Source organism: Pseudomonas sp. SZ40, from assembly GCF_052958135.1.
Window position 1 is genome coordinate 102733 of sequence record NZ_JBQWIF010000003.1, and the last position, 22087, is coordinate 124819.

General features: G+C 62.8%; 22 protein-coding genes. 9 read left to right on the forward strand and 13 right to left on the reverse strand.

Translation table 11 applies throughout. From position 1 onward, the window contains the following. Positions 1-103: 103 nt before the first annotated feature. Together ACT9T4_RS04260 and ACT9T4_RS04265 are read left to right on the forward strand one after the other, a co-directional pair. Positions 104-1105 (forward strand): response regulator, encoded by a 1002-nt coding sequence (locus ACT9T4_RS04260; RefSeq protein WP_042552612.1) that lies wholly within the window; start codon positions 104-106, stop codon positions 1103-1105. Positions 1106-1110: 5 nt separating this feature from the next. After that, positions 1111-2067 (forward strand): GGDEF domain-containing protein, encoded by a 957-nt coding sequence (locus ACT9T4_RS04265; protein ID WP_042552613.1) that lies wholly within the window; start codon positions 1111-1113, stop codon positions 2065-2067. A gap of 4 nt (positions 2068-2071) precedes the next feature. On the opposite strand, the gene ACT9T4_RS04270 is transcribed toward ACT9T4_RS04265, so the two are convergent. The 6 genes from ACT9T4_RS04270 to ACT9T4_RS04295 all read right to left on the reverse strand — a co-directional run bounded on the left by ACT9T4_RS04270 (position 2072) and on the right by ACT9T4_RS04295 (position 7584). Continuing rightward, positions 2072-3235 (reverse strand): MFS transporter, encoded by a 1164-nt coding sequence (locus tag ACT9T4_RS04270; RefSeq protein WP_231570114.1) that lies wholly within the window; start codon positions 3233-3235, stop codon positions 2072-2074. Next, the gene (locus tag ACT9T4_RS04275) at positions 3222-3473 is read right to left on the reverse strand and encodes a DUF1272 domain-containing protein (RefSeq protein ID WP_499115651.1); all 252 of its coding nucleotides are present in this window, start codon (positions 3471-3473) and stop codon (positions 3222-3224) included. Before ACT9T4_RS04275 ends, ACT9T4_RS04270 begins: the two co-directional genes overlap by 14 nt. Further along, positions 3466-4476: a GlxA family transcriptional regulator gene (locus ACT9T4_RS04280; protein ID WP_499115653.1), complete on the reverse strand. Its 1011-nt coding sequence runs from the start codon at positions 4474-4476 to the stop codon at positions 3466-3468. Before ACT9T4_RS04280 ends, ACT9T4_RS04275 begins: the two co-directional genes overlap by 8 nt. A gap of 93 nt (positions 4477-4569) precedes the next feature. Next, positions 4570-5595: a DNA topoisomerase IB gene (locus ACT9T4_RS04285; RefSeq protein WP_499115655.1), complete on the reverse strand. Its 1026-nt coding sequence runs from the start codon at positions 5593-5595 to the stop codon at positions 4570-4572. A 294-nt stretch (positions 5596-5889) separates the two neighbouring features. Further along, positions 5890-6159, reverse strand: coding sequence for a hypothetical protein (locus tag ACT9T4_RS04290; protein WP_042552618.1), 270 nt, complete (start codon positions 6157-6159; stop codon positions 5890-5892). 345 nt (positions 6160-6504) lie between these two features. After that, positions 6505-7584: a patatin-like phospholipase domain-containing protein gene (locus ACT9T4_RS04295; protein ID WP_042552619.1), complete on the reverse strand. Its 1080-nt coding sequence runs from the start codon at positions 7582-7584 to the stop codon at positions 6505-6507. Positions 7585-7713: 129 nt separating this feature from the next. Here ACT9T4_RS04295 and ACT9T4_RS04300 point away from each other — a divergent pair, with 129 nt between their 5' ends. Genes ACT9T4_RS04300 through ACT9T4_RS04315 form a run of 4 tightly spaced genes read left to right on the forward strand, consistent with a single transcriptional unit; the run spans position 7714 to position 10325 of the window. Next, complete coding sequence (locus ACT9T4_RS04300; protein ID WP_042552620.1) at positions 7714-8022, forward strand: PepSY domain-containing protein; 309 nt, start codon at positions 7714-7716, stop codon at positions 8020-8022. A gap of 35 nt (positions 8023-8057) precedes the next feature. Continuing rightward, complete coding sequence (locus tag ACT9T4_RS04305) at positions 8058-8336, forward strand: PepSY domain-containing protein (RefSeq protein ID WP_373565145.1); 279 nt, start codon at positions 8058-8060, stop codon at positions 8334-8336. Position 8337: 1 nt separating this feature from the next. Further along, positions 8338-9006, forward strand: a complete 669-nt coding sequence (locus tag ACT9T4_RS04310; protein WP_042552622.1) for a response regulator transcription factor — start codon at positions 8338-8340, stop codon at positions 9004-9006. Next, positions 9003-10325, forward strand: a complete 1323-nt coding sequence (locus ACT9T4_RS04315; RefSeq protein ID WP_179538177.1) for a sensor histidine kinase — start codon at positions 9003-9005, stop codon at positions 10323-10325. The genes ACT9T4_RS04310 and ACT9T4_RS04315 overlap by 4 nt, the downstream gene beginning before the upstream one ends. A gap of 104 nt (positions 10326-10429) precedes the next feature. On the opposite strand, the gene ACT9T4_RS04320 is transcribed toward ACT9T4_RS04315, so the two are convergent. Then, on the reverse strand, positions 10430-11026 hold the full coding sequence (locus ACT9T4_RS04320) for an NADPH-dependent FMN reductase (RefSeq protein ID WP_499115659.1): 597 nt from the start codon (positions 11024-11026) through the stop codon (positions 10430-10432). A gap of 241 nt (positions 11027-11267) precedes the next feature. Here ACT9T4_RS04320 and ACT9T4_RS04325 point away from each other — a divergent pair, with 241 nt between their 5' ends. The 3 genes from ACT9T4_RS04325 to ACT9T4_RS04335 all read left to right on the forward strand — a co-directional run bounded on the left by ACT9T4_RS04325 (position 11268) and on the right by ACT9T4_RS04335 (position 15549). Continuing rightward, positions 11268-12590, forward strand: a complete 1323-nt coding sequence (locus tag ACT9T4_RS04325; RefSeq protein WP_042552625.1) for a Na+/H+ antiporter family protein — start codon at positions 11268-11270, stop codon at positions 12588-12590. 118 nt (positions 12591-12708) lie between these two features. Beyond that, positions 12709-14391, forward strand: a complete 1683-nt coding sequence (gene ctpM, locus ACT9T4_RS04330) for a methyl-accepting chemotaxis protein CtpM (RefSeq protein ID WP_042552626.1) — start codon at positions 12709-12711, stop codon at positions 14389-14391. 93 nt (positions 14392-14484) lie between these two features. Then, the gene (locus tag ACT9T4_RS04335) at positions 14485-15549 is read left to right on the forward strand and encodes an AI-2E family transporter (RefSeq protein ID WP_042552627.1); all 1065 of its coding nucleotides are present in this window, start codon (positions 14485-14487) and stop codon (positions 15547-15549) included. 245 nt (positions 15550-15794) lie between these two features. On the opposite strand, the gene nuoN is transcribed toward ACT9T4_RS04335, so the two are convergent. Genes nuoN through nuoI form a run of 6 tightly spaced genes read right to left on the reverse strand, consistent with a single transcriptional unit; the run spans position 15795 to position 22077 of the window. After that, a complete protein-coding gene (gene nuoN / locus ACT9T4_RS04340; RefSeq protein WP_499115662.1) occupies positions 15795-17279 on the reverse strand; it encodes an NADH-quinone oxidoreductase subunit NuoN in 1485 nt (494 codons plus the stop codon). 20 nt (positions 17280-17299) lie between these two features. After that, positions 17300-18829: an NADH-quinone oxidoreductase subunit M gene (gene nuoM / locus ACT9T4_RS04345; protein ID WP_225832223.1), complete on the reverse strand. Its 1530-nt coding sequence runs from the start codon at positions 18827-18829 to the stop codon at positions 17300-17302. Positions 18830-18870: 41 nt separating this feature from the next. After that, the gene (gene nuoL / locus ACT9T4_RS04350; protein WP_499115664.1) at positions 18871-20718 is read right to left on the reverse strand and encodes an NADH-quinone oxidoreductase subunit L; all 1848 of its coding nucleotides are present in this window, start codon (positions 20716-20718) and stop codon (positions 18871-18873) included. After that, the gene (gene nuoK / locus ACT9T4_RS04355; protein WP_027905359.1) at positions 20715-21023 is read right to left on the reverse strand and encodes an NADH-quinone oxidoreductase subunit NuoK; all 309 of its coding nucleotides are present in this window, start codon (positions 21021-21023) and stop codon (positions 20715-20717) included. The genes nuoL and nuoK overlap by 4 nt, the downstream gene beginning before the upstream one ends. Next, positions 21020-21529 (reverse strand): NADH-quinone oxidoreductase subunit J, encoded by a 510-nt coding sequence (nuoJ, locus tag ACT9T4_RS04360; RefSeq protein WP_042552631.1) that lies wholly within the window; start codon positions 21527-21529, stop codon positions 21020-21022. The genes nuoK and nuoJ overlap by 4 nt, the downstream gene beginning before the upstream one ends. Further along, the gene (gene nuoI / locus ACT9T4_RS04365) at positions 21529-22077 is read right to left on the reverse strand and encodes an NADH-quinone oxidoreductase subunit NuoI (RefSeq protein WP_042552632.1); all 549 of its coding nucleotides are present in this window, start codon (positions 22075-22077) and stop codon (positions 21529-21531) included. The genes nuoJ and nuoI overlap by 1 nt, the downstream gene beginning before the upstream one ends. Positions 22078-22087: the final 10 nt, after the last annotated feature.

Below are 22087 nucleotides of genomic sequence, written 5' to 3' on the forward strand. Positions count from 1 at the left end.
TCTGCTATAGATTGTCAGGAACGCTCTAGGATGGCGCCATCGTTGTCGGCATTTCACCGCAGCGTAACAAGCCGGAACTGGCTCACCTTCTCGAGGCGTACCGATGCCGGAAGCATCTCTTCTCGTTTGCGACGATTCGAACATGGCACGCAAGCAACTGCTGCGCGCCTTGCCCACGGATTGGCCGGTAACGGTCAGCCAGGCCAGCAATGGTGAGGAAGCCCTCGAGCAGCTTCGTGCGGCGCATTTCGATCTATTGCTGCTCGACCTGACCATGCCGGTGCTCGACGGCTATGGCGTGCTGGCCGCGCTCAAGGCCGAAGGTCTTGCCCAGAAGGTCATCGTTGTCTCCGGTGACGTTCAGGAAGAAGCCGTGCGCCGGGTTCAGGAGCTCGGCGCGCTGGCCTTTCTGAAAAAACCTGCCGATCCCGAATTGCTGCGCCAGACCCTCGACCGTCTGGGCTTCCTCAGCGCGCCTTCCGCGCCGGCCACGGCGCCCGTGGCAGCGCTGGGAGAGCCCAAGGTATCGTTCCGCGACGCTTTCCGCGAAGTGGTCAACGTCGCCATGGGCCAGGCGGCAGCGCTGTTGGCGCGGGTACTGGGTGTGTTCGTGCAGTTGCCGATCCCCAACGTGAACATTCTCGAAGTCAGCGAGCTGCACATGGCGCTGGCCGATGCCCAGCGCGGCAACGGGCTGACTGCGGTGTGCCAGGGCTATATCGGTGGCGGCATCAGCGGTGAAGCCCTGCTCATCTTCCATGACTCGGAAGTAGGGGACATGGCCAGGCTGATGCAGTGGCAGCAGCAGAATTATTCGTCCATGGAAATGCTCCTGGACATGTCCAGCGTGATCATCGGCGCGTGCCTGAGCGGCATTGCCGAGCAGCTCGACGTGAGCTTCTCCCAGGGCCACCCGCAGGTGCTCGGTGAGCATGCCTCGATCGACGAACTGATCCGCCTCAACGGTCAGCGCTGGCGCAAGACCCTCGCCGTGGAAGTCAGTTACAGCATCGAAGGGCACAATATCCACTTCGACCTGCTGTTGCTGTTCACCGAGGACTCGGTGCCGCTGCTGACCAAAAAACTCGCCTACCTGATGGAATGACAGACATGGTCGCGAACATGGATTTCAACGAGTTCCACTGGCTGCTGGCGATCGTGCAGAGCATCGACGTCGGTGTGGTGGTGCTGGATCGCGACTACCGGGTCGAGGTATGGAACAGCTTCATGGAGAATCACTCCGGGCGTACCGCGCAGGATGCTGCCGAGCGCTCGTTCTTCGAACTGTTTCCCGAGGTCGAGGAAGGCTGGTTTCGCCGCAAGGTGGATAGCGTCGCCACCCTTGGCACGCCGGCTTTCACCATCTGGGAGCAGCGGCCTTATCTGGTGCGCTTCAAGAACTACCAGCCGATTACCGGCCTGGAAGATTTCATGTACCAGAACACCACCGTGCTGCCGCTGCAGGCCACCAACAGCAAGATCGAGCACCTGTGCCTGATCATCTATGACGTTACCAGCGTCGCGGTGAACAAGCGCCAGTTGCAGTCGATGAGCGATCAGTTCAAGCACCTGTCGCGTACCGACCGACTGACCGGCCTGAACAATCGCGGGCACTGGGAAGAAGAGCTCAAGCGCGAGCATGCCCGCCATCGTCGCTACGGCAGCAGTGCCTCGCTGGTGATCTTCGATATCGATCATTTCAAGAAGGTCAACGACACCTATGGCCACCAGGCAGGCGATGCGGTGATTCAGGGCCTGGCCAAGGTGGTCAGCGAGCAGATCCGCGATACCGACATTGCCGGGCGCTACGGTGGCGAGGAATTCGTGGTATTGCTGCCCGACGTCGACTGTGCAGGTGGGCGAGTCTTCGCCGAGCGCCTGCGTGGCGTGGTCGAGCATCTGCAGATCAGTCACGAGGGGCAGGTGATTCCCTTCACCATCAGCCTTGGCGTGGCAGACCTGAGCGAACCCAGCCACGACCACCTGCAACTGCTGCAGTGGGCCGATCAGGCGCTTTACACCTCCAAGCGCAACGGTCGTAACCAGGTGACCGTTTTCGGTGCCTGATGGCTCAGCCTGCCAGTGGCGCTCTTGGAGCCGATCGGCCCAGCAACGCCACGACGGCTATTGCCAGCACCGGCAGCATGGCCAGGTTGACCAGGCTCCAACCCAGTCCGGTGATCAGCGCACCGGATGCGAATGCCGCACAGGCGGCAACACTGCCATTGGCCAGCTCCATCAACCCCTGAGCCCTGCCACGCTCCTCGGCGCTGTGAGCGCTGACCAGCAACGTGGTGCCGGCTACCAGCATCAGATTCCAGCCGATCCCAAGTAGCAGCGATGAAATCAGGAAATATGGCTGTGTCTCACCGGTCAGTGCGATCAAGGCGCTGCTGCTGAGCAGCGCGACACCAGTCATCGCGATACGTCGGCCACCGAGACGGTCCACCAGCGGCCCAGCGATCAGCGCAGGTAGAAACATGCCTAGCATGTGCCACTGGATTACCTGCGCCGCGCTTTCCACTGAAAGACCACAAAAACTCATGGCCAGCGGTGTGGCATTCATCACCAGAATCATCAGGCCATGACCGATGGCGCTAATGGCAAGCGCAGAGCGGATTGCCGGGCGAGCCAGCAGCTCGCGCATATTGCCACGAGGAGCGGCGGGGATTGCCCCTTCGCGCAGTGCGCTCAGCAGCAAAAACCCCAGCAATGCCAGCACCGCAAGCAGCAGGTAAGCGCCGACGAAAGGCGTGCTCAATGCATTGCGTGCCCATAGCGTCAAGGTAGGGGCAAGCAGGGCGGCACAGACACCGCCACCGATCACCCAGGCTGCAGCGCGCCCCTTGTGTGCCTCATCCACCGTTTCCAGCGCAGCAAAACGGTAGTACATGGCGGACGCCTGGTAGACCCCGATTGGCAAGGCGCCCAGGCAGAACAGATTGAAATCCGCCAACCACACGCCAAGGGCGCTGATCAGCCCGCCGAGGATTCCGGCTGCGGCGCCGAGCGTCAGCCCGGGACGGCGGCCATGACGCTGCATGAACAGCGACAGCGGATGAGTGGCCAGCAGATTGCCCAGCACCAGCAGAGCCAGCGGCAATGTCGCCAGGCTGTTGTACGGAGACAGTTGCATACCGATCAGGGCGGTGAGGGTGATGCCAATCAGCGAGCAGCTCCAATACAGCGCCTGAGCGAAGAACAGGATCAGTAGCGCGCGGTTACGCAGTAGCAGCATCGCATCCTCCAGCCTTGAGCACCCGCAACGTCGACGGCGGGTTGGCAGGCAGCTTCGCGGCCGGGCGGATCGGGCGGCGGACCAGTTCGCCCGAGCAGTTCGGGCAGTGGCCTTGCAAGTGGGTGTCGGCGCATTCGCTGCAGTAGGTGCATTCGAACGAGCAGATGCGCGCGTCGCAGGACTCGGGTGGCAGGTCGCGGTCGCAGCATTCGCAGTTGGGGCGCAGTTCAAGCATGGGATGTCTCCTGGCCGAAACGTTCGGCGTATTCCTGGGGGCTGATGGAAAGGTGCTTCTGAAAGACCCGGCGCAGGTTCTCCGGGTGGCCGAAGCCGGTAAGGCGGGCGACCGTCGCCACGGAGGCCTGGGCGTCCTGGAGCAGCGCGCGGGCGGCTTCCAGGCGAATGCGCTCCACGTAACGTGCCGGGCCGGTGCCCAGCTCCCTGGCGAAAACCCGGGAAAGGGTGCGTGGCGCCATCTTCGCTTCGCTGGCCAGCGCCTCCAGTGACAGGTCTGCCCCCAGATTGGCGGGAATCCAGTCGAGCAGCTCGGCAAGCCGAGGCGTGCGGCTGGGTTCCGGGGCGAGCAGGGCGCTGAACTGCGCCTGGCCGCCAGGGCGGCGCAGGAACATCACCAGGCGGCGCGCTACGGCCAGTGCCATGCTGCGGCCAAGGTCGGCCTCCACCAGCGCCAGGGCCAGATCGATACCGGCCGTGACGCCCGCGGAGGTGAACAGATGGCCGCTGCCACCGGCGCCAGCGGGGTCGTAGGTGTGCAGGCAGTTGCTGTCGACGCGTAACTTATCGTGTTGGCGAAGGGTGTCTATATCCGCCCAGTGCGTCGTCACCCGTTGGCCGTCGAGCAGGCCGGTACGCGCCAGGATCAGTGCTCCCGAACAGACCGATCCCAGGCGGCGTATGCCGGGCTCGGCACCGCGCAGCCAGCTCAGCAGGGCCTGGTTTTCACACTGAACGGTTTCACCGATACCACCGGGAATCAGTAGGGTGTCCAGGCTGGCGGGGTCACAGTCGGCCCAGGCGGCGTCTGCCACCACGCGCATGCCAGAAGAGCTGCGCACCTGCCCAGCCTGCTCGGCGAGCATCAGCAAGCGGTAGGCATCGCCCAGCCCCTGGCGATTGCGCTCAACGTTGGCGGAGGCGAATACCTGCAAGGGGCCGACCACGTCGAGACTCATGAAGTCCGTGTAGACCAGTGCGGCGATGCATCTGCTTTCGTCCATGACAATCCCTCGGGGAACATGGACGCAGTGTGCGCGGGCGAGAGAGTGGCGGCAATGACATTATTCCCACATATCTCGCCACATTGAAGGGGCTCAGGGCACTGGGATCTTTTCCAGAAACCGCATCAGCAGGCTTTCCTCTGATCGCAGCCCCTTGCGCGCCGCAGCGAGGCGCAAATCGGCGAGCTCACCGCAGTGGAAGGCATCTATCAGGGCCGGGTGGATGTAGCATTTGCGGCACACCGCCGGCGTGTTGCGCAGCTCTTCGGCAACCTGCTTGACCATCGCCACCACGTGCTTCTTGGCCGAGCTCTCCGGCTGCCACTCCAGTTCACGCAACAGGGTCAGCGCCAGAGCGCTTCCCGCCCAGGTGCGGTAATCCTTGGCGGTGAAATCGGCACCCGTGAGCTCGCGCAGGTAGTTGTTGATGTCGGTCGATGTCACGGTATGGCGTTCGCCATTCGCGTCGAGGTACTGGAACAGATGCTGCCCCGGCAGCTCCAGGCAACGGCGGATGATGCGTGCCAGGCGCCGGTCACTGACCTCCACCTCGTGCTCGATGCCGCTCTTGCCGCGGAAGTGGAAACGTATGGCGCTACCCTGTACTTCGACGTGGCGGTTGCGCAGGGTCGTCAGGCCGTAAGAGCGGTTTTCCTTGGCGTAACGTACGTTGCCGATACGGATCAGCGTGTTGTCGAGCAAGGTAATGACCGTGGCCATGACCTTTTCCCGACCATGCTCGGGCAACAGCAGGTGTTGCTCCACCGTCTGGCGCAGTTTCGGCAGTGCTTTGCCGAACAGCAGCAGATTGGCGTACTTGTCGGTGTCGCGCACTTCGCGCCAGCGGGGGTGATAACGGTATTGCTTGCGACCTCGCGCGTCGCGGCCGGTAGCCTGCAGGTGGCCCTTGGGATCCGGGCAGATCCATACGTCGACGTAGGCGGGCGGGATGGCCAGTGCATTGATGCGCGCGATTTGCTCGGCATCGCGGATGCGTTCACCGTCAGGCTCGAAGTAGCAGAACTTGCCGCGCAGTTTGCGCCGGGTGATCCCCGGGCCGCCGTCATCGACGTAGTGCAGGTCGTTGGGTAGCTCGGGGATCAACGACGAATCGCTCATCGACGGCCCTCCGCTGCGGCAACGGAGACGGTGGTGAGCGTGATGCCAACCAAGGGGAGGGCGACGCAATACGTCACCGGAAACCGCTGTACTTCATCGACGTAATGCATGCCGGCCAGCTCGTTGCGACGGATAAAGACTTAGCCAGCCGAACACGACAGGAAGTTCAGTCTTTTACCGATACGGTGAGTGGGGCGGATAACGCGGAAAGGGGATGTTTCAATCCAGAGACAAGTTGCCGCACCCGAAGTGCGGCAACTTTCATGGCAATAACGAAAGTCAGCGACTGGCGCTCTATTCCGGCATGCTCCACGGGGCGAGGTCGAAGCCTTTGCTGCTCAGCTCGTCACGGGACTTTTTCAGTGCCTTGGCCAGTTCTAGCGGATCGCTGTAAATGCTGCTGGTGAGTTGCGTACGATCGATCAGGCGAGTGCTGGTGCGGTCTACGACCGTAAGGCTCAGCACGCCGGTACCGTCCTGGGGAGCCCAGGCGACACAGTGAAAAGGTTGAAAGGCACGATCGGCAATCAGCAGTGCATCATTGAAACGCAGCGAAGCGTTCATGGGGTCGGTTCTCCGAGGTTTTCCCAATGATTCATAGTGTCAGCATCGTGTGTTAACGCTGACGTTCATAGCTGTTGATGTTTCGATGAGCCCTGCAAGTCACATCCGAATCAATTAATTTTTCAAAAAACCGAAAATTAAATTGTGAAGTTGACGAGCATCAAAGTTTTCAAGGGTTCCAGTACGCAATTACGTTACCGACCATTGAAACGACACCAACAGTTAATAGGAAAATAACCCGGGTATTCGGTTCCGTTTGGTTCCGTATTTTTTATCAATAACGGCAAGCGCTTAAGCGTATCGAAGGATTTTCTGCCGGTTTTCCGGCGACCATGCCGCTACCGCCTAGAGCGGCTGCAGTCTGTCTGCCAGGCTACCGGTCTCGAGCAGTTCGAGAAATTCATCGCCCATGCGCTGACTTTCGTCCATTGCCAGGCGCCAGTAGCGCTCACGCCCGGCGTCATCGCCGAGAAAACGGCTGAAATCCTTGCGGTCCGGCAGCTTGCCGAAGGGCAGGCGCGCCAGGTACTCCCGCGATGGCGCCAGGAGCAGGACATCCTGCAGGCGTGTGGCGTCACCGCGACGCCAGGGCATGCCCTTGTCGAACCAGCCGGGAATGACGCGATCGGTGAAGTGCGGGTACAGCACGATGTCGTCACCGCTGTATGGCAGGTCCAGGTGATAGTCGAGCAGGCCGCCATCGCGATAGGTGCCTGGCCCAACACCAGGAATGTCGCGTACGCCCTGCATCACGAAGGGGATCGAGCCGGATGCCAGCAGTGCATGGCGCAGATTGCCGACATCGAGCGGCAGGCAGCGTGAAGGAAAATCGGTGAGCGGGTGCAGCGGTGGTGCCAGGCGCGCGTCGTGGAGAATCACCCGCTCGAAGTGGCGGGCCAGACGCGGGCGCCCGAGGATGTTGCTACCCATCACCGACGACAGACCCAGCCCTAGCGCGCGTCGGCCATCTTCGGCAAGCCGACCGTGGCTTTTCACCACCACGATATTGAGCCGGTAGTGGGCATTGTCGAGCACTGCAGCATCTTGCTGCTGCAGCAGTTCATCGAGCATCTGCGCACAGCGCCGGGACACTTCGAGCATGCTCACGCCCTTGGCGAAGCGCATGCCGGTGTACAGCTCGCCCAGGCGTCGCAAGGCCACCGCTGGCTCTGGCAGACACGCACTGGCGAAGCGCCAGGAGCCAATCGAGGCGCCGATCAACGAGCGCTCGCGCGGGGCACGCGCCAGCCAGTCGCCGAACAGCGCGATATCCAGCCCCTGGATGCCCAGCGCCTTGGGGCCACCTGCGGCACCGGGCAGGGTGCCGACATCCGCTGGCTGCAGATGACGCTCGCGAATGCGCGCCAAGGCACGGCGGCCCGCTTTGAGGGTAAGGGCAGGGTACTTGATCTGAATGGCGCTCATGGGGGGCTCCGGCGGCAAGGCGCCAGTATAAGGCGTGCGGTGCCGGCCGGTCTGTGCAGCAATTCAGTTTGAGTTAAGTCGCTTCCCTTAATCTGAACACCGTCGAAACAGTTCACCAAGGAGTTAACCGTGAAGAAATTGACCGCATTGTTCGCCGCTGCCGCTCTCATCGCCACCGCCGGGATCGCCCAGGCCCGTGACCTGGGTCCGGACGAGGCACTCAAGCTGCGTGACGCCGGAACCATCCAGTCCTTCGAAAAACTCAATGAGGCTGCCCTTGCCGAGCATCCGGGCGGTAAACTGGAGGGCACCGAACTCGAGGAAGAATATGGTCGCTACCTCTATCAGGTAGAAGTGCGTGACGCCCAGAACCGCAAATGGGATGTCGAACTCGACGCGACCAATGGCACCATCCTCAAGAACCATCAGGATGATTGATGAAAGGCAATCCGCTTTTACGCTTCATTTCCATCATGCTGCTGGTGACGCTGACTTGCGCCGCCAGTGCGCGTGACCTCGATCAGGACGAGGCGCGGGATCTGCGCTTGAGCGGCGTGATCCTGCCGCTCGACCAGTTGATGCGTGAAGCGCTGGAGCGTTATCCCGGCGCGACCCTGCTCGAGGCCGAGCTGGAGGAAGAGGACGATGTCTTCGTTTACGAAGTGGAACTGCTGACCCGGGAGGGCGTGGTTCGCGAGTTGGAACTGGACGCCCACGACGGGCGGATACTGAAGGATGAGGTAGACGACTGACATGCGCCTGTTGCTGGTGGAAGACCATGTACCGCTTGCCGATGAGCTGATCGCTTCGCTGACCCGCCAGGGCTACGCGGTCGACTGGCTGGCCGATGGCCGCGATGCCGTCTATCAGGGGGCCAGTGAGCCCTATGACCTGATCATTCTCGACCTCGGCCTGCCTGGCAAGCCGGGGCTAGAGGTGCTGCAGGAATGGCGCAAGGGTGGCCTTGCCACCCCGGTGCTGGTGCTCACCGCTCGTGGCTCCTGGGCCGAGCGTATCGAAGGGCTGAAGGTCGGTGCCGACGATTATCTGACCAAGCCGTTTCACCCCGAAGAGCTGCAGTTGCGCATTCAGGCGCTGCTGCGCCGTGCCCGCGGGCTGGCCAACCAGCCACAGTTGCAGGCTGCCGGCTTGCACCTGGATGAAGGCCGGCAGTGCGTCAGCCGTGGCGAGCAGGAGATCGAGTTGACCGCTGCAGAGTTTCGCCTGCTGCGCTACTTCATGCTGCACGCCGGGCAGATTCTCTCCAAGAGTCACCTGGCCGAGCATCTCTACGATGGTGAAACCGAGCGTGACTCCAACGTCATCGAGGTTCACGTCAATCACCTGCGCCGCAAGCTCGGCCGCGAAGTGATCGAAACCCGACGCGGCCAGGGCTACCGGTTCAGCGGTAGCGCCGCTTGAGGTCGATACAGCGGCGCCTGAGTCTCGGCCTGATCAGCGTCCTGCTGATCATCGGCCTGCTGCTGGCGCAGACCTGCCTGTGGCTGTTCGACAACAGCCTGCGGCGCTACATGCAGTCCGGCCTGGAGGAGGAGGCGCAATCGCTTCTCGTTGCACTGGTGCGAGGGCCCTCCGGCATCCAGCTGGATGAGTCGCGGCTCAGTGCGGCGTTCCAGCGCCCATACTCCGGCCTTTATTTTCGCATCGACTTCGCCGACAAGAGCTGGCGTTCACGTTCGCTGTGGGACAGCGAATTGCAGCCCAGCGATGTGGATGGCCTGCAGCCCGAGCTGCAGGATGGCCCCCAGGGGCAATTGCTGGTGACATTTCGCGGCGATTACCGGCGTTTTGGCCAGCAACTGAACATTTCAGTGGCTCGCGATTACACACCGGTTCTGGAAAGCTTCCGGCGCGTGCAGCGCATCGGCCTGGGCCTGGGCCTGGGCAGCCTGGCCCTGATCCTGTTGCTGCAACGGCTTGCCGTCAGCCGCGCACTGCGCCCGCTGGAGCAGACCCGGGTGCAAATCGCCCAACTCCAGCAAGGCCAGCGTTCGGAACTGGATGAGCGGGTACCCGAGGAACTCGAGCCCCTGGTCGAGCAGATCAACCATCTGCTGGCCCACACCGAAGAAACCCTGAAGCGTTCACGCAATGCCCTGGGCAACCTCGGGCATGCCCTGAAAACGCCGCTGGCGGTGCTGGTCAACCTGGCTTCGCGGGACGAACTGCGCGCCCATCCGGAGCTGCGCGACAACCTGATCGAACACCTGCAGCAGATCGAGCAGCGTATCGCCCGCGAGCTGGGCCGTGCCCGGCTGGCCGGAGAGGCCTTGCCCGGCGCGCATTTCGATTGCAGAGAAGAGTTGCCTGGGCTGTTCGCCACCCTGGGCATGATCCACGATAGCGGCCTGGATCTGAGCTGGCAGGCCTCGCCGCCGGACCTGCGTCTGCCACGGGACCGCGAAGATCTGCTGGAACTGCTCGGCAACCTGCTGGACAACGCCTGCAAGTGGGCAGACAGCCAGGTGCGCCTGCATATCGGGCGCACGGCCGACGCCTACGTGATGGACGTCGACGACGATGGCCCGGGGATCGACAGCGAGCGGCGCGAGGAGGTGCTCAGCCGCGGCATTCGTCTGGATGAGCAGACCGCCGGGCACGGCCTGGGGCTGGGCATCGTGCGTGATATCGTCGACGCCTGGGGCGGCACGATATCGTTGCACGACAGTGATCTGGGTGGGCTGCGGGTGAGAATCGAGTTGCCGCTGCGCGGCCGCTGATCGCTATTGCGCTGAGCGTTGTGACCAGGGTTTTCCTCGGTTCCAACCCGGCTCATGGCCTGGTTGCAGTGCGAGGCATCGATCGACGAATACCTCGCTGTTGCTTACATGCCGTTGGTGAACGCCGGATCGCTCAGGTCGATATTGGCCCGTACCGGCTTCAGCGCTTCACCGTACTGGGCGAGGATGTCCAGAGCGTAGTCGATACGTGCACGAATGCGGCCGTCGTCTTCGCTGGCTGGCTGTTCGTCGTTGAGCACCTTGGTCACCTGACGGATGATCAGGTGTTCCGGCAGGTAGTTGACGCGGCAGTTCTTGTAGCTTGAGCTGCGCAGCTCGGCGATCGGGCTGCCGCCGCCAATGCCCGAAGAGACCCCCACCAGCAGACCCGGCTTGTGGGCCAGCTCGGCCTTGCTGGCGTAGATGAAGAAGTTCTTGATCGCCGGCCCGGCCATGCCGTTCCACTCGGGGGCGATCACCACCACCGCATCGGCGCTTTTCAGGCGCTGGCTGTAATCCGCCCAGGTGCCGTTGTCTTCGGCTGGCCACAGGGGCAGGGGGCCGGTGCCCAGATCGATGACCTGGCTCAGCTCGGCGCGGGTCTTGCCCAGTGCAATCAGACGATGACGCAGAAAATGGGCAACCTTCGCGGATTGGCTGTCAGGGCGGCTTGAGCCGGCAACCAGAACGATATCGAGCATGTGCATCCTCCATGGGTAAAAGGCGTGAGGCTAACCTTCGCGACTGAAAGCGCAAAGGACGTTTGTGCTATTTGCTTAGAACCGTTCTCGAATCGGCCGCATCGATCCAGCTGCAAGCGCACGCTCCGTTTTTTGACACCCAGGTCAGCTTCCGGCAGAGTGCGACGCTTTTTGTGGCCTGCCGCCCCTTGGCGGTCACCCCAATGGGCCGTGGCTTGCGCGGCGATTCCAGGAGCCATCAATGAACGCAGTTATCGCCGCCGTCGGCATCATGCTGATCCTCAGCCTTTGCCGGGTCCACGTGGTGGTAGCGCTGATCGTCGGCGCGCTGGCTGGCGGAATGATCGGTGGTCTGGGCATCGAAGGCTCCCTTGCCGCGTTCAACAAGGGCCTGGGTGGCGGCGCTACCGTGGCGCTTTCCTATGCTCTGTTGGGCGCCTTCGCCGTGGCCATCGCCAAATCCGGGCTGGCCCATGCCCTGGCCGACAAGGCGCTGGTGCTGGTCGGCCGTCAGGACGCACGCGGTGGTGGCGGCGGTTCGCTGAAGTGGATGCTGGTGGGACTACTGCTGGTGGTAGCGATCTCCTCGCAGAATATCCTGCCTATTCACATCGCCTTCATTCCGCTGCTAGTACCACCGCTGCTGTACGTCATCACTCGCCTGCAGCTCGATCGCCGGCTAATCGCCTGCGTGCTGACCTTCGGCCTGATCACCCCCTACATGTTCCTGCCGGTGGGCTTCGGCAACATCTTCCTCAACGAAATTCTGCTCGCCAACGTGGTGCGCAGTGGCGTGGACGTGACCGGTGTGAACGTCAGCCACGCCATGCTGATCCCGGCCATGGGCATGGTCACCGGCCTGTTGCTGGCGCTGTACAGTTATCGGCGCAAGCGCAGTTACGACCTGGCCCTGGTCGAGCGAACCGAACGCGTGGATGTCGCCTACAACCGCCGTAGCCTGGCCGTGGCAGGCATTGCGGTGGCCATCGCGTTCGGCGCACAGCTGTGGCTCGACTCGATGATCATCGGCGCGCTGCTCGGTTTCGTGGTGTTCTCCGCCTCGGGCATCGTGCGCTGGAAGGAAACCGACGACCTGTTCACCGAAGGCATGAAGATGATGGCGATGATCGGCTTCATCATGATCGCCGCCTCGGGTTTCGCCGAAGTGATGCGCGAGACGGGAGAGGTGAAAGGGCTGGTAGACGCCAGCGCTGAATGGATCGGCGACAGCAAGGGCCTGGGTGTGCTGATGATGCTGTTGGTCGGCCTGCTGGTGACCATGGGCATCGGCTCGTCGTTCTCCACGGTGCCGATCATTGCCGCGATCTTCGTGCCGCTGTGCGTGCAGTTGGGCTTCAGCCCGCTGGCCACGGTGTGCATCGTCGGCACTGCCGGCGCCATCGGCGATGCCGGTTCGCCTGCGTCGGACTCGACCCTCGGCCCGACGGCCGGCCTCAACGTCGACGGCCAGCACAACCATATCTGGGACACCGTGGTGCCCACTTTCCTGCACTACAACCTGCCGCTGCTGGTGTTCGGCTGGGTTGCGGCGATGGTGCTGTAACGCCGCAGGCGCAATTTCCAGACGGCCACTGGCGAGCTTAAGGTTTCGCTGGGGCCTGCCGATGACCTGAGTAGAAGCCTTCTCCCCTTGGCTTCGCCTGGCCACAAGGAAAATAAAAATGCGCCTGACCTTGAAGTCCAAAGTCGTGCTGTTGGCACTGGTTCCGGTTCTGCTGTTCGCCCTGGTGCTCAGCGGCGCTGCCGCCAAGGTGCTGTACGGTCTGGCGGAGCAGGAGGTCACCGAGACCCGTGCTCGCCTGCTGGACGAGAAGCGCAACGAACTGAAGAACTACAGCTCGATCGCCATGGGCGCCGTACAGACGCTCTACGATGCTGCTCCCCAGGGGGATCTGGCCAGCCGAGCGCAGGCCATCGCCATCCTGTCGAAGATCAAGTACGGCCAGGATGGTTACTTCTTCGGGCATGACTCCAACGTGGTCCGGCTGTTCAGAAGCGACAGCCCCGTGGATGTCGGCAAGAGCCTCAACGATCGGCGTGACGTCAACGGCGTCTACGTCAACCGCGAGCTGGTGCGCGTCGCCAAGGACAACAGCAACTACGTCAACTATTCCTCGCCGCTGCCGGGCAACGAATCGATTCAGGTGCCCAAGCTCGCCTACAGCTATTACCTGCCGAAGTGGGACATGGCCCTGGGCACGGCGATCAATCTGGACGGTGTGGAGGCGCAGATCACGACCGTTCGCGAGGGCATCGATCAGCGCGTGAGCACCATCATCACCAGCATTCTGGTAATCGCCGTGGTGTTGCTGGTGGTATTCGGCGTGATCGGGGCGATTCTCGCCAACACCTTCCTGCGCCCCCTGCAGCAGATCAAGGCCAATCTGGACGACATCGCGGCTGGCGACGGCGACCTGACCCGTCGCCTGCCGGTAACCAGCCGCGACGAGCTGGGCGAGCTGGCCGGCTCGTTCAACCGTTTCGTCGACAAGGTGCATGGCCTGGTACGGCAGATCGTCGACATGACCGGGCAACTGACCGAACTGGTCGGCCAGGTTGCCGCCCAGGCGCAACGTTCCGAACAGGCCATGGAGCGTCAGCGCCATGAGACGGATCAGGTTGCCACGGCGATTAACGAGATGTCCGCTGCTGCCCACGAGGTGGCGAAAAGCGCCCAGGGTGCGGCTGAGGCTGCCCAGCAGACCGATCGTGAAGGGCAGGCGGCCAAGCAGGTGGTCGACGGCAGCATCGCCCGCATCCACTCCCTGGTTGGCGACATTCGCGGCAGCGGCACCTCACTCGACAACCTGCAGAAGGACGTGCACTCCATCGTCAGCGTGCTCGACGTGATCCGCTCGATCGCCGAACAGACCAACCTGCTGGCCCTCAATGCGGCCATCGAGGCGGCGCGTGCGGGTGAGGCTGGCCGTGGTTTCGCCGTGGTCGCCGATGAGGTTCGGGCGCTGGCCAGCCGTACCCAGCAAAGCACCCAGGAGATTCAGGGCATGATCGACCGCCTGCAGAGCGGCACCCGCGATGCGGTCAACGCCATGCGCCAGTCCAGCGATGCCGGCGATATCACCAGCGAACAGGCCAACAAGGCCGGCACCTCGCTGGACGCCATCGCCGGGCTGATCGGCACCATCAACGCCATGAACGCGCAGATCGCCAGCGCCGCCGAAGAGCAGACCGCGGTCGCCGAGGAGATCAACCGCAGCGTGCATCAGATTGCCGGCGCAGTGGATAGCGTCGCCGACGAAACCCGCCAGGGCGCGCAGACCGCACGCAGCCTGGCACAGCTGGGGCAGGGCCTGGAGCAACTGGTACGCCAGTTCAGAATCTGAGTAGCGTGGGCAGGGAGGCCCTTCTCGAGAAGTTTCTCGCACTTTGTTCGGACCACAGCACACTAACGGGCATACCCCTCCTGTGATCCGACCATGCCGACTACCTCACTCGAAAAGAAAACCTTCATCCTGCTGCTCGTCCTGGTGACGATCGCTTTCATCTGGATCCTGCTGCCGTTCTACGGGGCGGTGTTCTGGGCGGTGGCGCTGGCGGTGGTGTTCGCCCCCCTGCAGCGGCGCATGGCCCGGCGCATTGGCGGGCGCGGCAACCTGTCGGCCTTGCTGACACTGGTCATTTGCCTGTTAGTGGCGATTCTGCCGGTGATCTTCATCACCTCGGCGATGGTTGCCGAGGGCACCAGCATCTATCAGCGCATCGAATCGGGCGATCTGGATGTCGGCGCCTACGTCACCAGTACCAAGGAGATGCTCCCCGCGTTCATGCAGCAGCAGATCGATCGTATCGGTATGGGTAATCTGGACGGCCTGCGTGAGCAGATTTCCAGCGGCGCCGCGGCGGGCAGCCAGTACCTGGCGACCAAGGTGTTCTCCATTGGTCAGGGCACCATTCAGTTCGTGATCAGCTTTTTCATCATGCTCTATCTGCTGTTTTTCCTGCTGCGCGATGGCCAGGAACTGGTGCGGGATATCCGCATGGCAGTCCCGCTGGGCGACAACACCAAACGTCGCTTGCAGATCAAATTCACCCGAGTGGTTCGCGCTACGGTCAAAGGCAACATCGTGGTCGCCGCGGTACAGGGCGCCCTGGGTGGTCTGATCTTCTGGGTGCTGGGCATTCCCAGCCCACTGCTATGGGGCGTGCTGATGGCCTTCCTGTCGCTGCTGCCCGCTGCAGGCGCCGGCATCGTCTGGGCTCCGGTTGCCATTTACCTGTTCCTCAGCGGCAGCATCTGGCAGGCCGTGGTACTGACCCTGTTCGGCGTGCTGGTAATCGGCCTGGTGGACAACATCCTGCGTCCGATCCTGGTCGGCAAGGACACTCGCTTGCCCGATTACCTGATCCTGATCTCAACCCTGGGCGGCATGGCGCTGTTCGGCCTCAACGGCTTCGTTCTCGGCCCGCTGATAGCGGCATTGTTCGTCGCCAGCTGGAACCTGTTCAGCGCCGGCAAGAAGACCGTCAGATTGCCCGAATAAGAGTGCGCACAGACCAGAACGGCTGCCCAAGGGCAGCCGTTCTTCGTTATCAGGCAGAACCATCGATCATCGGTAGCCTGGGTGGAGCCAAGCGAAACCCGGCAGCGGTAGCCGCGTGAGCGAGGGTACTCGTCTTCCGGCGCATCGCTTCGCTCAGCGGCAGGCTACGTGGTGTGCCCGGCCAGCTTTCGGATGCTGAATGAAAAATGACTGCCCAGTGGCAGCCATTTTTCGTTGCAGTGCGATCAGAGCGCGGCGCTGAGGCCTGCCTGTTGCACCAGATCCAGCAGCGGCTGCGGGTAGACGCCGAGGATGAAGGCCAGAATGGTCACCAGAATCAGCATGATCCCACCGGCACGCTGGCCCCAGTTGAACTGGGCATCGTGGCGATGCAGATTGGGCTCGACCAGGAACAGCGTGACCATCACCCGCAGGTAGTAGAACACCGCGATGGCACTGCCCAGAATCAGCGCGCCGATCAGCCACCACAGTTGCGCCTGAACGCCTGCGGCAATCACGTAGAATTTGCCGATGAAGCCCGCGGTGAGCGGGATACCGGCCAGCGACAGCATCATCACCGTGAGTACCGCGGTCAGGTACGGACGGCGCCAGAACAGGCCGCGGTACTCGTACAGCGCGTCAGCGTCACGGCCATTGTAAGGCGTGGACATCAGCGTGATCACACCGAACGCGCCGAGGCTGGTGAGCACGTAGGTGGCCATGTATACACCGATGGCTTCCACGGCCAGGCCCTTGCTGGCGATCAGTGCCACCAGCAGATAACCGAAGTGGGCGATGGACGAATAACCGAGCAGACGCTTGAGGTTGTTCTGTACCAGAGCCAGCAGGTTGCCGAACAGGATCGAGGCGATGGCGATGACCGTCAGCAGGTCGTTCAGCCAGCCGCCGGCGGTGGCTGGAGAGAGCTGATAAAGACGCAGCAGCACGGCGAACACCGCCACCTTGCTGGCCGTGGCCAGGAACGCGGCGACAGGAGCCGGAGCGCCTTCGTAGACGTCTGGCGTCCACAGGTGGAACGGCACCATGGACAGCTTGAACGCCAGGCCGATGAGCATCATGCCGATGCCGATCTGCACCAGTTGACTGCCGCTGGCACCGGCCAGACTGGCACCGATCTCGGCGAAGCTCAGGCTGCCGGCGTCGGCATACAGCAGCGCCATGCCGAACAGCAGGAAGGCACTGCCGGCTGCCGACAGCACCATGTACTTGATACCGGCTTCCAGGGAACGCTTGTTGAAGTAGGCGTAGGCGATCATCCCGTAGGTCGGTACCGAGAGCAGCTCCAGGCCGATGAACAGGCCTGCCAGGTGCTCGGTGCTGACCAGCACCAGGCCGCCGGCGGCGGAGAGCAGCAGCAGGAGATACATCTCCTCGCGGTTGCGCGGGTAGCCCTTGGTCTTGCCGTCGTCGACCGTCGCCTCGCCCAGGTAGGCGTGGGTCAGGGTCACGCAGGCCAGCGTCGCGATCAGTACCAGCGCCATGTAGTAACAGGCGAAGGTGTCGATCTGCATCAGCGGGGTGACCTGCAGCGGGGTGACGCCGATAGCCGGCAGCAGCGACAGCAGCGCCGCGTTGAGGCCGATCACCGAGAGCACGAAGGTCATTGCATGGCTGCGCTTCCAGGCGATGGCCAGCATCACCACGACCACGGTGGCGCAGGTGACCAGCAGCGGGAGCAGGGCGATCAGGTGTTGGGTGGTGAATTCCACAGCGTGATGTTCCATAACGTCTACTGGCCCGAAGCGAGTTGATTGAGGGCGCCGCTGAACCACTGCTGCACGCCTTGCATGCTGGCGGCGGAAGTGTCGAGCACCGGCTGCGGGTAAACGCCGAGCAGAATCAGCAGCACGGCCAGGCACAGCACCATGCTCAGTTCCCGAAATTGCAGACCTGGCAGTGGGCTGTCGTTCTTCACCGGACCAAAATGCGCACGATGGATCATGATCAGCGAGTACACCGAGCCCAGTACCAGGCCGGTCGCAGCGATCACTGTGATCCAGGGGGCTGTCGGGAAGCTGCCGATCAGAATCAGGAACTCGCCAACGAAGTTGCCGGTGCCCGGCAGCCCCAGTGCGGCGGCGGCAAAGAACAGGCTCAACGCTGGCAGCCAGGACATGCGTGCCCAGATGCCGCCCATCTCGCGCATGTCACGGGTATGCAGGCGCTCGTACAACTGACCACAGAGGATGAACAGCGCAGCAGCCGATAGGCCGTGAGCCATCATCTGCACCACGGCGCCCTGCAGGGCGATCTGGCTGCCGGAGTAGATGGCGATCAGCACGAAGCCCATGTGCGACACGCTGGAGTAAGCGACTAGACGCTTGATGTCGGTCTGTGCGAAGGACAGCAGCGCACCGTAGAGGATCGCAAACACACCCAGACCCATGGCGATCGGCGCGAACTCTGCCGAGGCATTGGGGAACAACGGCAGGGCGAAGCGCAGCAGACCGTAGGCCGCAGTTTTCAACAGGATACCGGCGAGATCCACGGAGCCAGCGGTCGGCGCCTGAGCGTGAGCGTCCGGCAGCCAGGAGTGGAACGGCACCACGGGGAACTTCACTGCGAAGGCGATGAAGAAGCCGAGCATCAGCAGGTATTCGGTACCTTCCGACAGCTCGGTCTTGAGCAGGTCTGCGTAGTTGAAGGTGAACACGCCGGTCTGGTTGAAGTGCACGAACACCAGGCCGAGGATCGCCACCAGCATCACCAAGCCGCTGGCCTGGGTGAAGATGAAGAACTTGGTGGCCGCGTTGATACGGCTCTTGCCAGGGCTGCCGCTATGACCCCAGAGCGCGATGAGGAAATACATCGGCACCAGCATCATTTCCCAGAAGAAGAAGAACAGGAACAGGTCGATGGCCAGGAACACGCCGACCACGCCGCCGAGAATCCACATCAGGTTGAGGTGGAAGAAGCCGACACGGTTCTGGATCTCGTTCCACGAGCAGAGCACCGAGAGCACGCCAAGCAGGCCGGTGAGGGTGACCATCAGTACCGACAGGCCATCCATCGCCAGGTGGATGCTGATGCCGAAGCGCTCGATCCAGCGCACCTGGAACTCGTGGGCCCAGCGTGGCTCGGCACCCGGCGCAGGCGCCAGGCTGAAGTCGCCGGTGCCCCACAACCACAGGCCGAGGCCGAACAGCAGGGACATGGTCAGCAGCGCTATCCAGCGCGGCAGGGTTCCGCCGAAGCGCTCCGCCTGCCAGCACAACAGGCCGCCGATAAAGGGAATCAGGATTAGCCAAGGCAGAATCATGACGGGCGAGTTTCCTTAGAAAAAGTATTCGAGATCATCGGTCAGGCCAGCAACACAGCGGCGAGCACCAGTACGGCGCCCCCGGCGATGGAGATGGCGTACCAGCGCAGCTGCCCGGTCTCGCTGCGGCTCAACACGCCATGACCGCCACGCGCCAGGCGCGGGATGATGCCGATGGCACCATCGATGGGGTCGCGGGCGAGCACGCGGCAGAGGAACAGGTAGGGCTGCACGAAAATCTTGTCGTAAAGCCAGTCGAATCCCCAGGCAGCGAACCACCAGGCCGACAGGAAACGCCCCGGCGCGCTAGCCGCAATAGCGGTAACGAAGCTGCGCTTGCCGAGAAACAGCATCGCCGCCAGGAGGATGCCAGCCAGGGCGATGCAGCCCGAGACGATTTCCAGGCTGTGCTTGGCTTCACCGCCGGCATGGCCGGCGCTCTCTGGCAACACGCCAGCCAGCGGCGGGGTGATCCAGGCGCCGATGAAGGTCGACAGCACGATCAGCACCAGCAGCGGCAGGTTGTGGGCGATGCCATGACCGGCGTGGGCCTCGGTCTTCTGCTCGCCATGGAAGGCGATGAAGATCAGCCGGAAGGTGTAGATCGAAGTCATGAAGGCGCCCAGCAGGCCGGCGTAGAGCAGGCCGGAGTTACCGCTGGCGAAGGCTTCCCAGAGGATCTCGTCCTTGGAATAGAAGCCCACGGTGATCAGCGGCAGCGCCGCCAGGGCCGAGCCACCGACGATGAAGCTGGCGTAGGCCAGTGGCAGTTTCTTCCACAGACCGCCCATCTTGAAGATGTTCTGCTCGTGGTGGCAGGCATGGATCACCGAGCCGGAGGCCAGGAACAGCAGCGCCTTGAAGAACGCGTGGGTCATCAGGTGGAAGATCGCCGCGTCCCAGGCACCAACGCCCAGGGCGAGGAACATGTAGCCGATCTGGCTCATGGTCGAATAGGCGAGGATGCGCTTGATGTCGGTCTGCACCAGAGCGGCGAAGCCTGCCAGTACCAGCGTCACGCCGCCGACGATGCCGACCAGCTGGAGAATCTCCGGGGTCAGCAGGAACAGGCCGTTGGTACGGGCGATCAGGTAGACGCCCGCGGTGACCATGGTGGCGGCGTGAATCAGTGCCGAAACCGGGGTCGGACCGGCCATGGCGTCGGCCAGCCAGGTCTGCAGCGGCAACTGCGCGGATTTGCCGACCGCGCCGCCGAGCAGCATCAGGGTCGCCAGCCACAGCCAGGTATCGCCAGCCGCGTACTTCTGCGGGGCCAGCACCATCAGCTCCTGAATGTTCAGGGTGCCGAGGTTGAGGAACAGCAGGAACAGGCCAATCATCAGGAACACGTCACCGATGCGGGTGACGATGAAGGCCTTCAGCGCCGCGTTGCCGTTGGGCACGTGCTTGTAATAGAAGCCGATCAGCAGGTACGAGCACAGGCCTACGCCTTCCCACCCGAAGAACAGGGTCATCAGGTTGTCGCCCAGCACCAGCAGCAACATGCTGAAGATGAACAGGTTGGTGTAGGAGAGGAAGCGCGAATAACCCTCTTCACCACGCATGTACCAGCTGGCGAACATGTGGATCAGGAAGCCCACGCCGGTGACCACGCCGAGCATGGTCAGCGACAGGCCGTCCAGATACAGGGTGAAGCTCGGCGCCAGGCCATCGACGCTCATCCACTGCCACAGGGTCTGGGTGTACACCCCGCCTGCCGGTGGTGCGCTGTTGAACTGCCACATGATCCAGGCGGTGGTCAGTGCCGACAGGCCGACCGAGCCGACGCCGATCAGTGCCGCGCTGCCTTCGCTCAGGCGACCACGGGAGAAAGCCAGAATTAACCAGCCAATCAGGGGGAACAGTAACGTCAGGAATAGGAAGTTCATCCGCGCATCTCGCTGGCTGCGTCGATATCGAGGGTGTGGAAGCGGCGATACAGCTGCAGCAGGATCGCCAGGCCGATGCTCGCTTCGGCAGCCGCCAGGGCGATGACCAGAATGAACATGATCTGCCCGTCAGCCTGGCCCCAGCGCGCACCTGCCACGACGAAGGCCAGGGCTGCGGCGTTCATCATCACTTCCAGGCTCATCAGCACGAACAGGATGTTGCGGCGCACCATCAGGCCGACCAGGCCGAGACTGAACAGCACGCCGGCCAGCGCCAGGCCGTGCTCCATTGGAATACCGTTCATGGCGTAGCGTCCTTGATGTCATTGCGGCCCAGGTGATACGCGGCGACCAGCGCGGCAAGCAGCAGCATGGAAGCCAGCTCCACGGCCAGCAGATAAGGGCCGAACAGGTGAATGCCGACGGCTTTGGCATCGACCGTGGTATGGCCGATGGTGGCACCGCTCGGTACGGCGAACAGCACGTACAGCAATTGCCCCAGCAGCACGGCGGAAAGCAGCGCCGGACCAATCCAGATGCCTGGGCTGAGCCAGGTGCGTTCCTGCTCGACCGAGGCCGGGCCCAGGTTGAGCATCATCACCACGAACACGAACAGCACCATGATGGCGCCGGCGTAGACGATGATTTCCAGCGCGCCGGCGAACGGCGCACCCAGGCTGAAGAACACCATGGAAACGGCCAGCAGCGAGATGATCAGGTAGAGCAGGGCGTGCACCGGGTTCTTGCTGGTGATCACGCCCAGGGTCGAGGCAACCGCGACCCCGGCAGAGAAGTAGAAGGCGAATTCCATTATGGCAACAACCCTTTGACGTTGATCGGCTCGGCTTCATCCTGCGCGGCGCCCTTGGGCTTGCCGGCAATGGCCATGCCGGCCACGCGGTAGAAGTTGTAGTCCGGGTTCTTGCCAGGGCCGGAGATCAGCAGATCCTCTTTCTCGTAGACCAGATCCTGACGCTTGTACTCGCCCATCTCGAAATCCGGGGTGAGCTGGATCGCGGTGGTCGGACAGGCTTCCTCGCACAGGCCGCAGAAGATGCAGCGCGAGAAGTTGATGCGGAAGAAGTCCGGGTACCAGCGACCGTCCTCGGTTTCCGCCTTCTGCAGCGAGATGCAGCCCACCGGGCAGGCCACGGCGCACAGGTTGCAGGCCACGCAGCGCTCTTCGCCGTCGGGGTCGCGGGTCAGCACGATGCGCCCCCGGTAGCGTGGCGGCAGGTAAACCTGCTCTTCCGGGTATTGCAGGGTGTCGCGCTTGCGGAAGCCATGGCCGAAGACCATCACCAGGCTGCGCAACTGGGTCGCGGTACCGACCAGTACGTCCCATATGTATTTGAACATCGCTTTTTCT

What these genes read in the sequence shown, in the direction of transcription:
- ACT9T4_RS04260 (WP_042552612.1), top strand. Translation starts at nt 104, where the DNA reads ATGCCGGAAGCATCTCTTCTCGTTTGCGACGATTCGAACATGGCACGC.
- ACT9T4_RS04265 (WP_042552613.1), top strand. Translation starts at nt 1,111, where the DNA reads ATGGTCGCGAACATGGATTTCAACGAGTTCCACTGGCTGCTGGCGATC.
- ACT9T4_RS04275 (WP_499115651.1), bottom strand. Translation starts at nt 3,473, where the DNA reads ATGCTTGAACTGCGCCCCAACTGCGAATGCTGCGACCGCGACCTGCCA.
- ACT9T4_RS04280 (WP_499115653.1), bottom strand. Translation starts at nt 4,476, where the DNA reads ATGGACGAAAGCAGATGCATCGCCGCACTGGTCTACACGGACTTCATG.
- ACT9T4_RS04285 (WP_499115655.1), bottom strand. Translation starts at nt 5,595, where the DNA reads ATGAGCGATTCGTCGTTGATCCCCGAGCTACCCAACGACCTGCACTAC.
- ACT9T4_RS04290 (WP_042552618.1), bottom strand. Translation starts at nt 6,159, where the DNA reads ATGAACGCTTCGCTGCGTTTCAATGATGCACTGCTGATTGCCGATCGT.
- ACT9T4_RS04295 (WP_042552619.1), bottom strand. Translation starts at nt 7,584, where the DNA reads ATGAGCGCCATTCAGATCAAGTACCCTGCCCTTACCCTCAAAGCGGGC.
- ACT9T4_RS04305 (WP_373565145.1), top strand. Translation starts at nt 8,058, where the DNA reads ATGCTGCTGGTGACGCTGACTTGCGCCGCCAGTGCGCGTGACCTCGAT.
- ACT9T4_RS04310 (WP_042552622.1), top strand. Translation starts at nt 8,338, where the DNA reads ATGCGCCTGTTGCTGGTGGAAGACCATGTACCGCTTGCCGATGAGCTG.
- ACT9T4_RS04320 (WP_499115659.1), bottom strand. Translation starts at nt 11,026, where the DNA reads ATGCTCGATATCGTTCTGGTTGCCGGCTCAAGCCGCCCTGACAGCCAA.
- ACT9T4_RS04325 (WP_042552625.1), top strand. Translation starts at nt 11,268, where the DNA reads ATGAACGCAGTTATCGCCGCCGTCGGCATCATGCTGATCCTCAGCCTT.
- ctpM (WP_042552626.1), top strand. Translation starts at nt 12,709, where the DNA reads ATGCGCCTGACCTTGAAGTCCAAAGTCGTGCTGTTGGCACTGGTTCCG.
- ACT9T4_RS04335 (WP_042552627.1), top strand. Translation starts at nt 14,485, where the DNA reads ATGCCGACTACCTCACTCGAAAAGAAAACCTTCATCCTGCTGCTCGTC.
- nuoM (WP_225832223.1), bottom strand. Translation starts at nt 18,829, where the DNA reads ATGATTCTGCCTTGGCTAATCCTGATTCCCTTTATCGGCGGCCTGTTG.
- nuoL (WP_499115664.1), bottom strand. Translation starts at nt 20,718, where the DNA reads ATGAACTTCCTATTCCTGACGTTACTGTTCCCCCTGATTGGCTGGTTA.
- nuoK (WP_027905359.1), bottom strand. Translation starts at nt 21,023, where the DNA reads ATGAACGGTATTCCAATGGAGCACGGCCTGGCGCTGGCCGGCGTGCTG.
- nuoJ (WP_042552631.1), bottom strand. Translation starts at nt 21,529, where the DNA reads ATGGAATTCGCCTTCTACTTCTCTGCCGGGGTCGCGGTTGCCTCGACC.
- nuoI (WP_042552632.1), bottom strand. Translation starts at nt 22,077, where the DNA reads ATGTTCAAATACATATGGGACGTACTGGTCGGTACCGCGACCCAGTTG.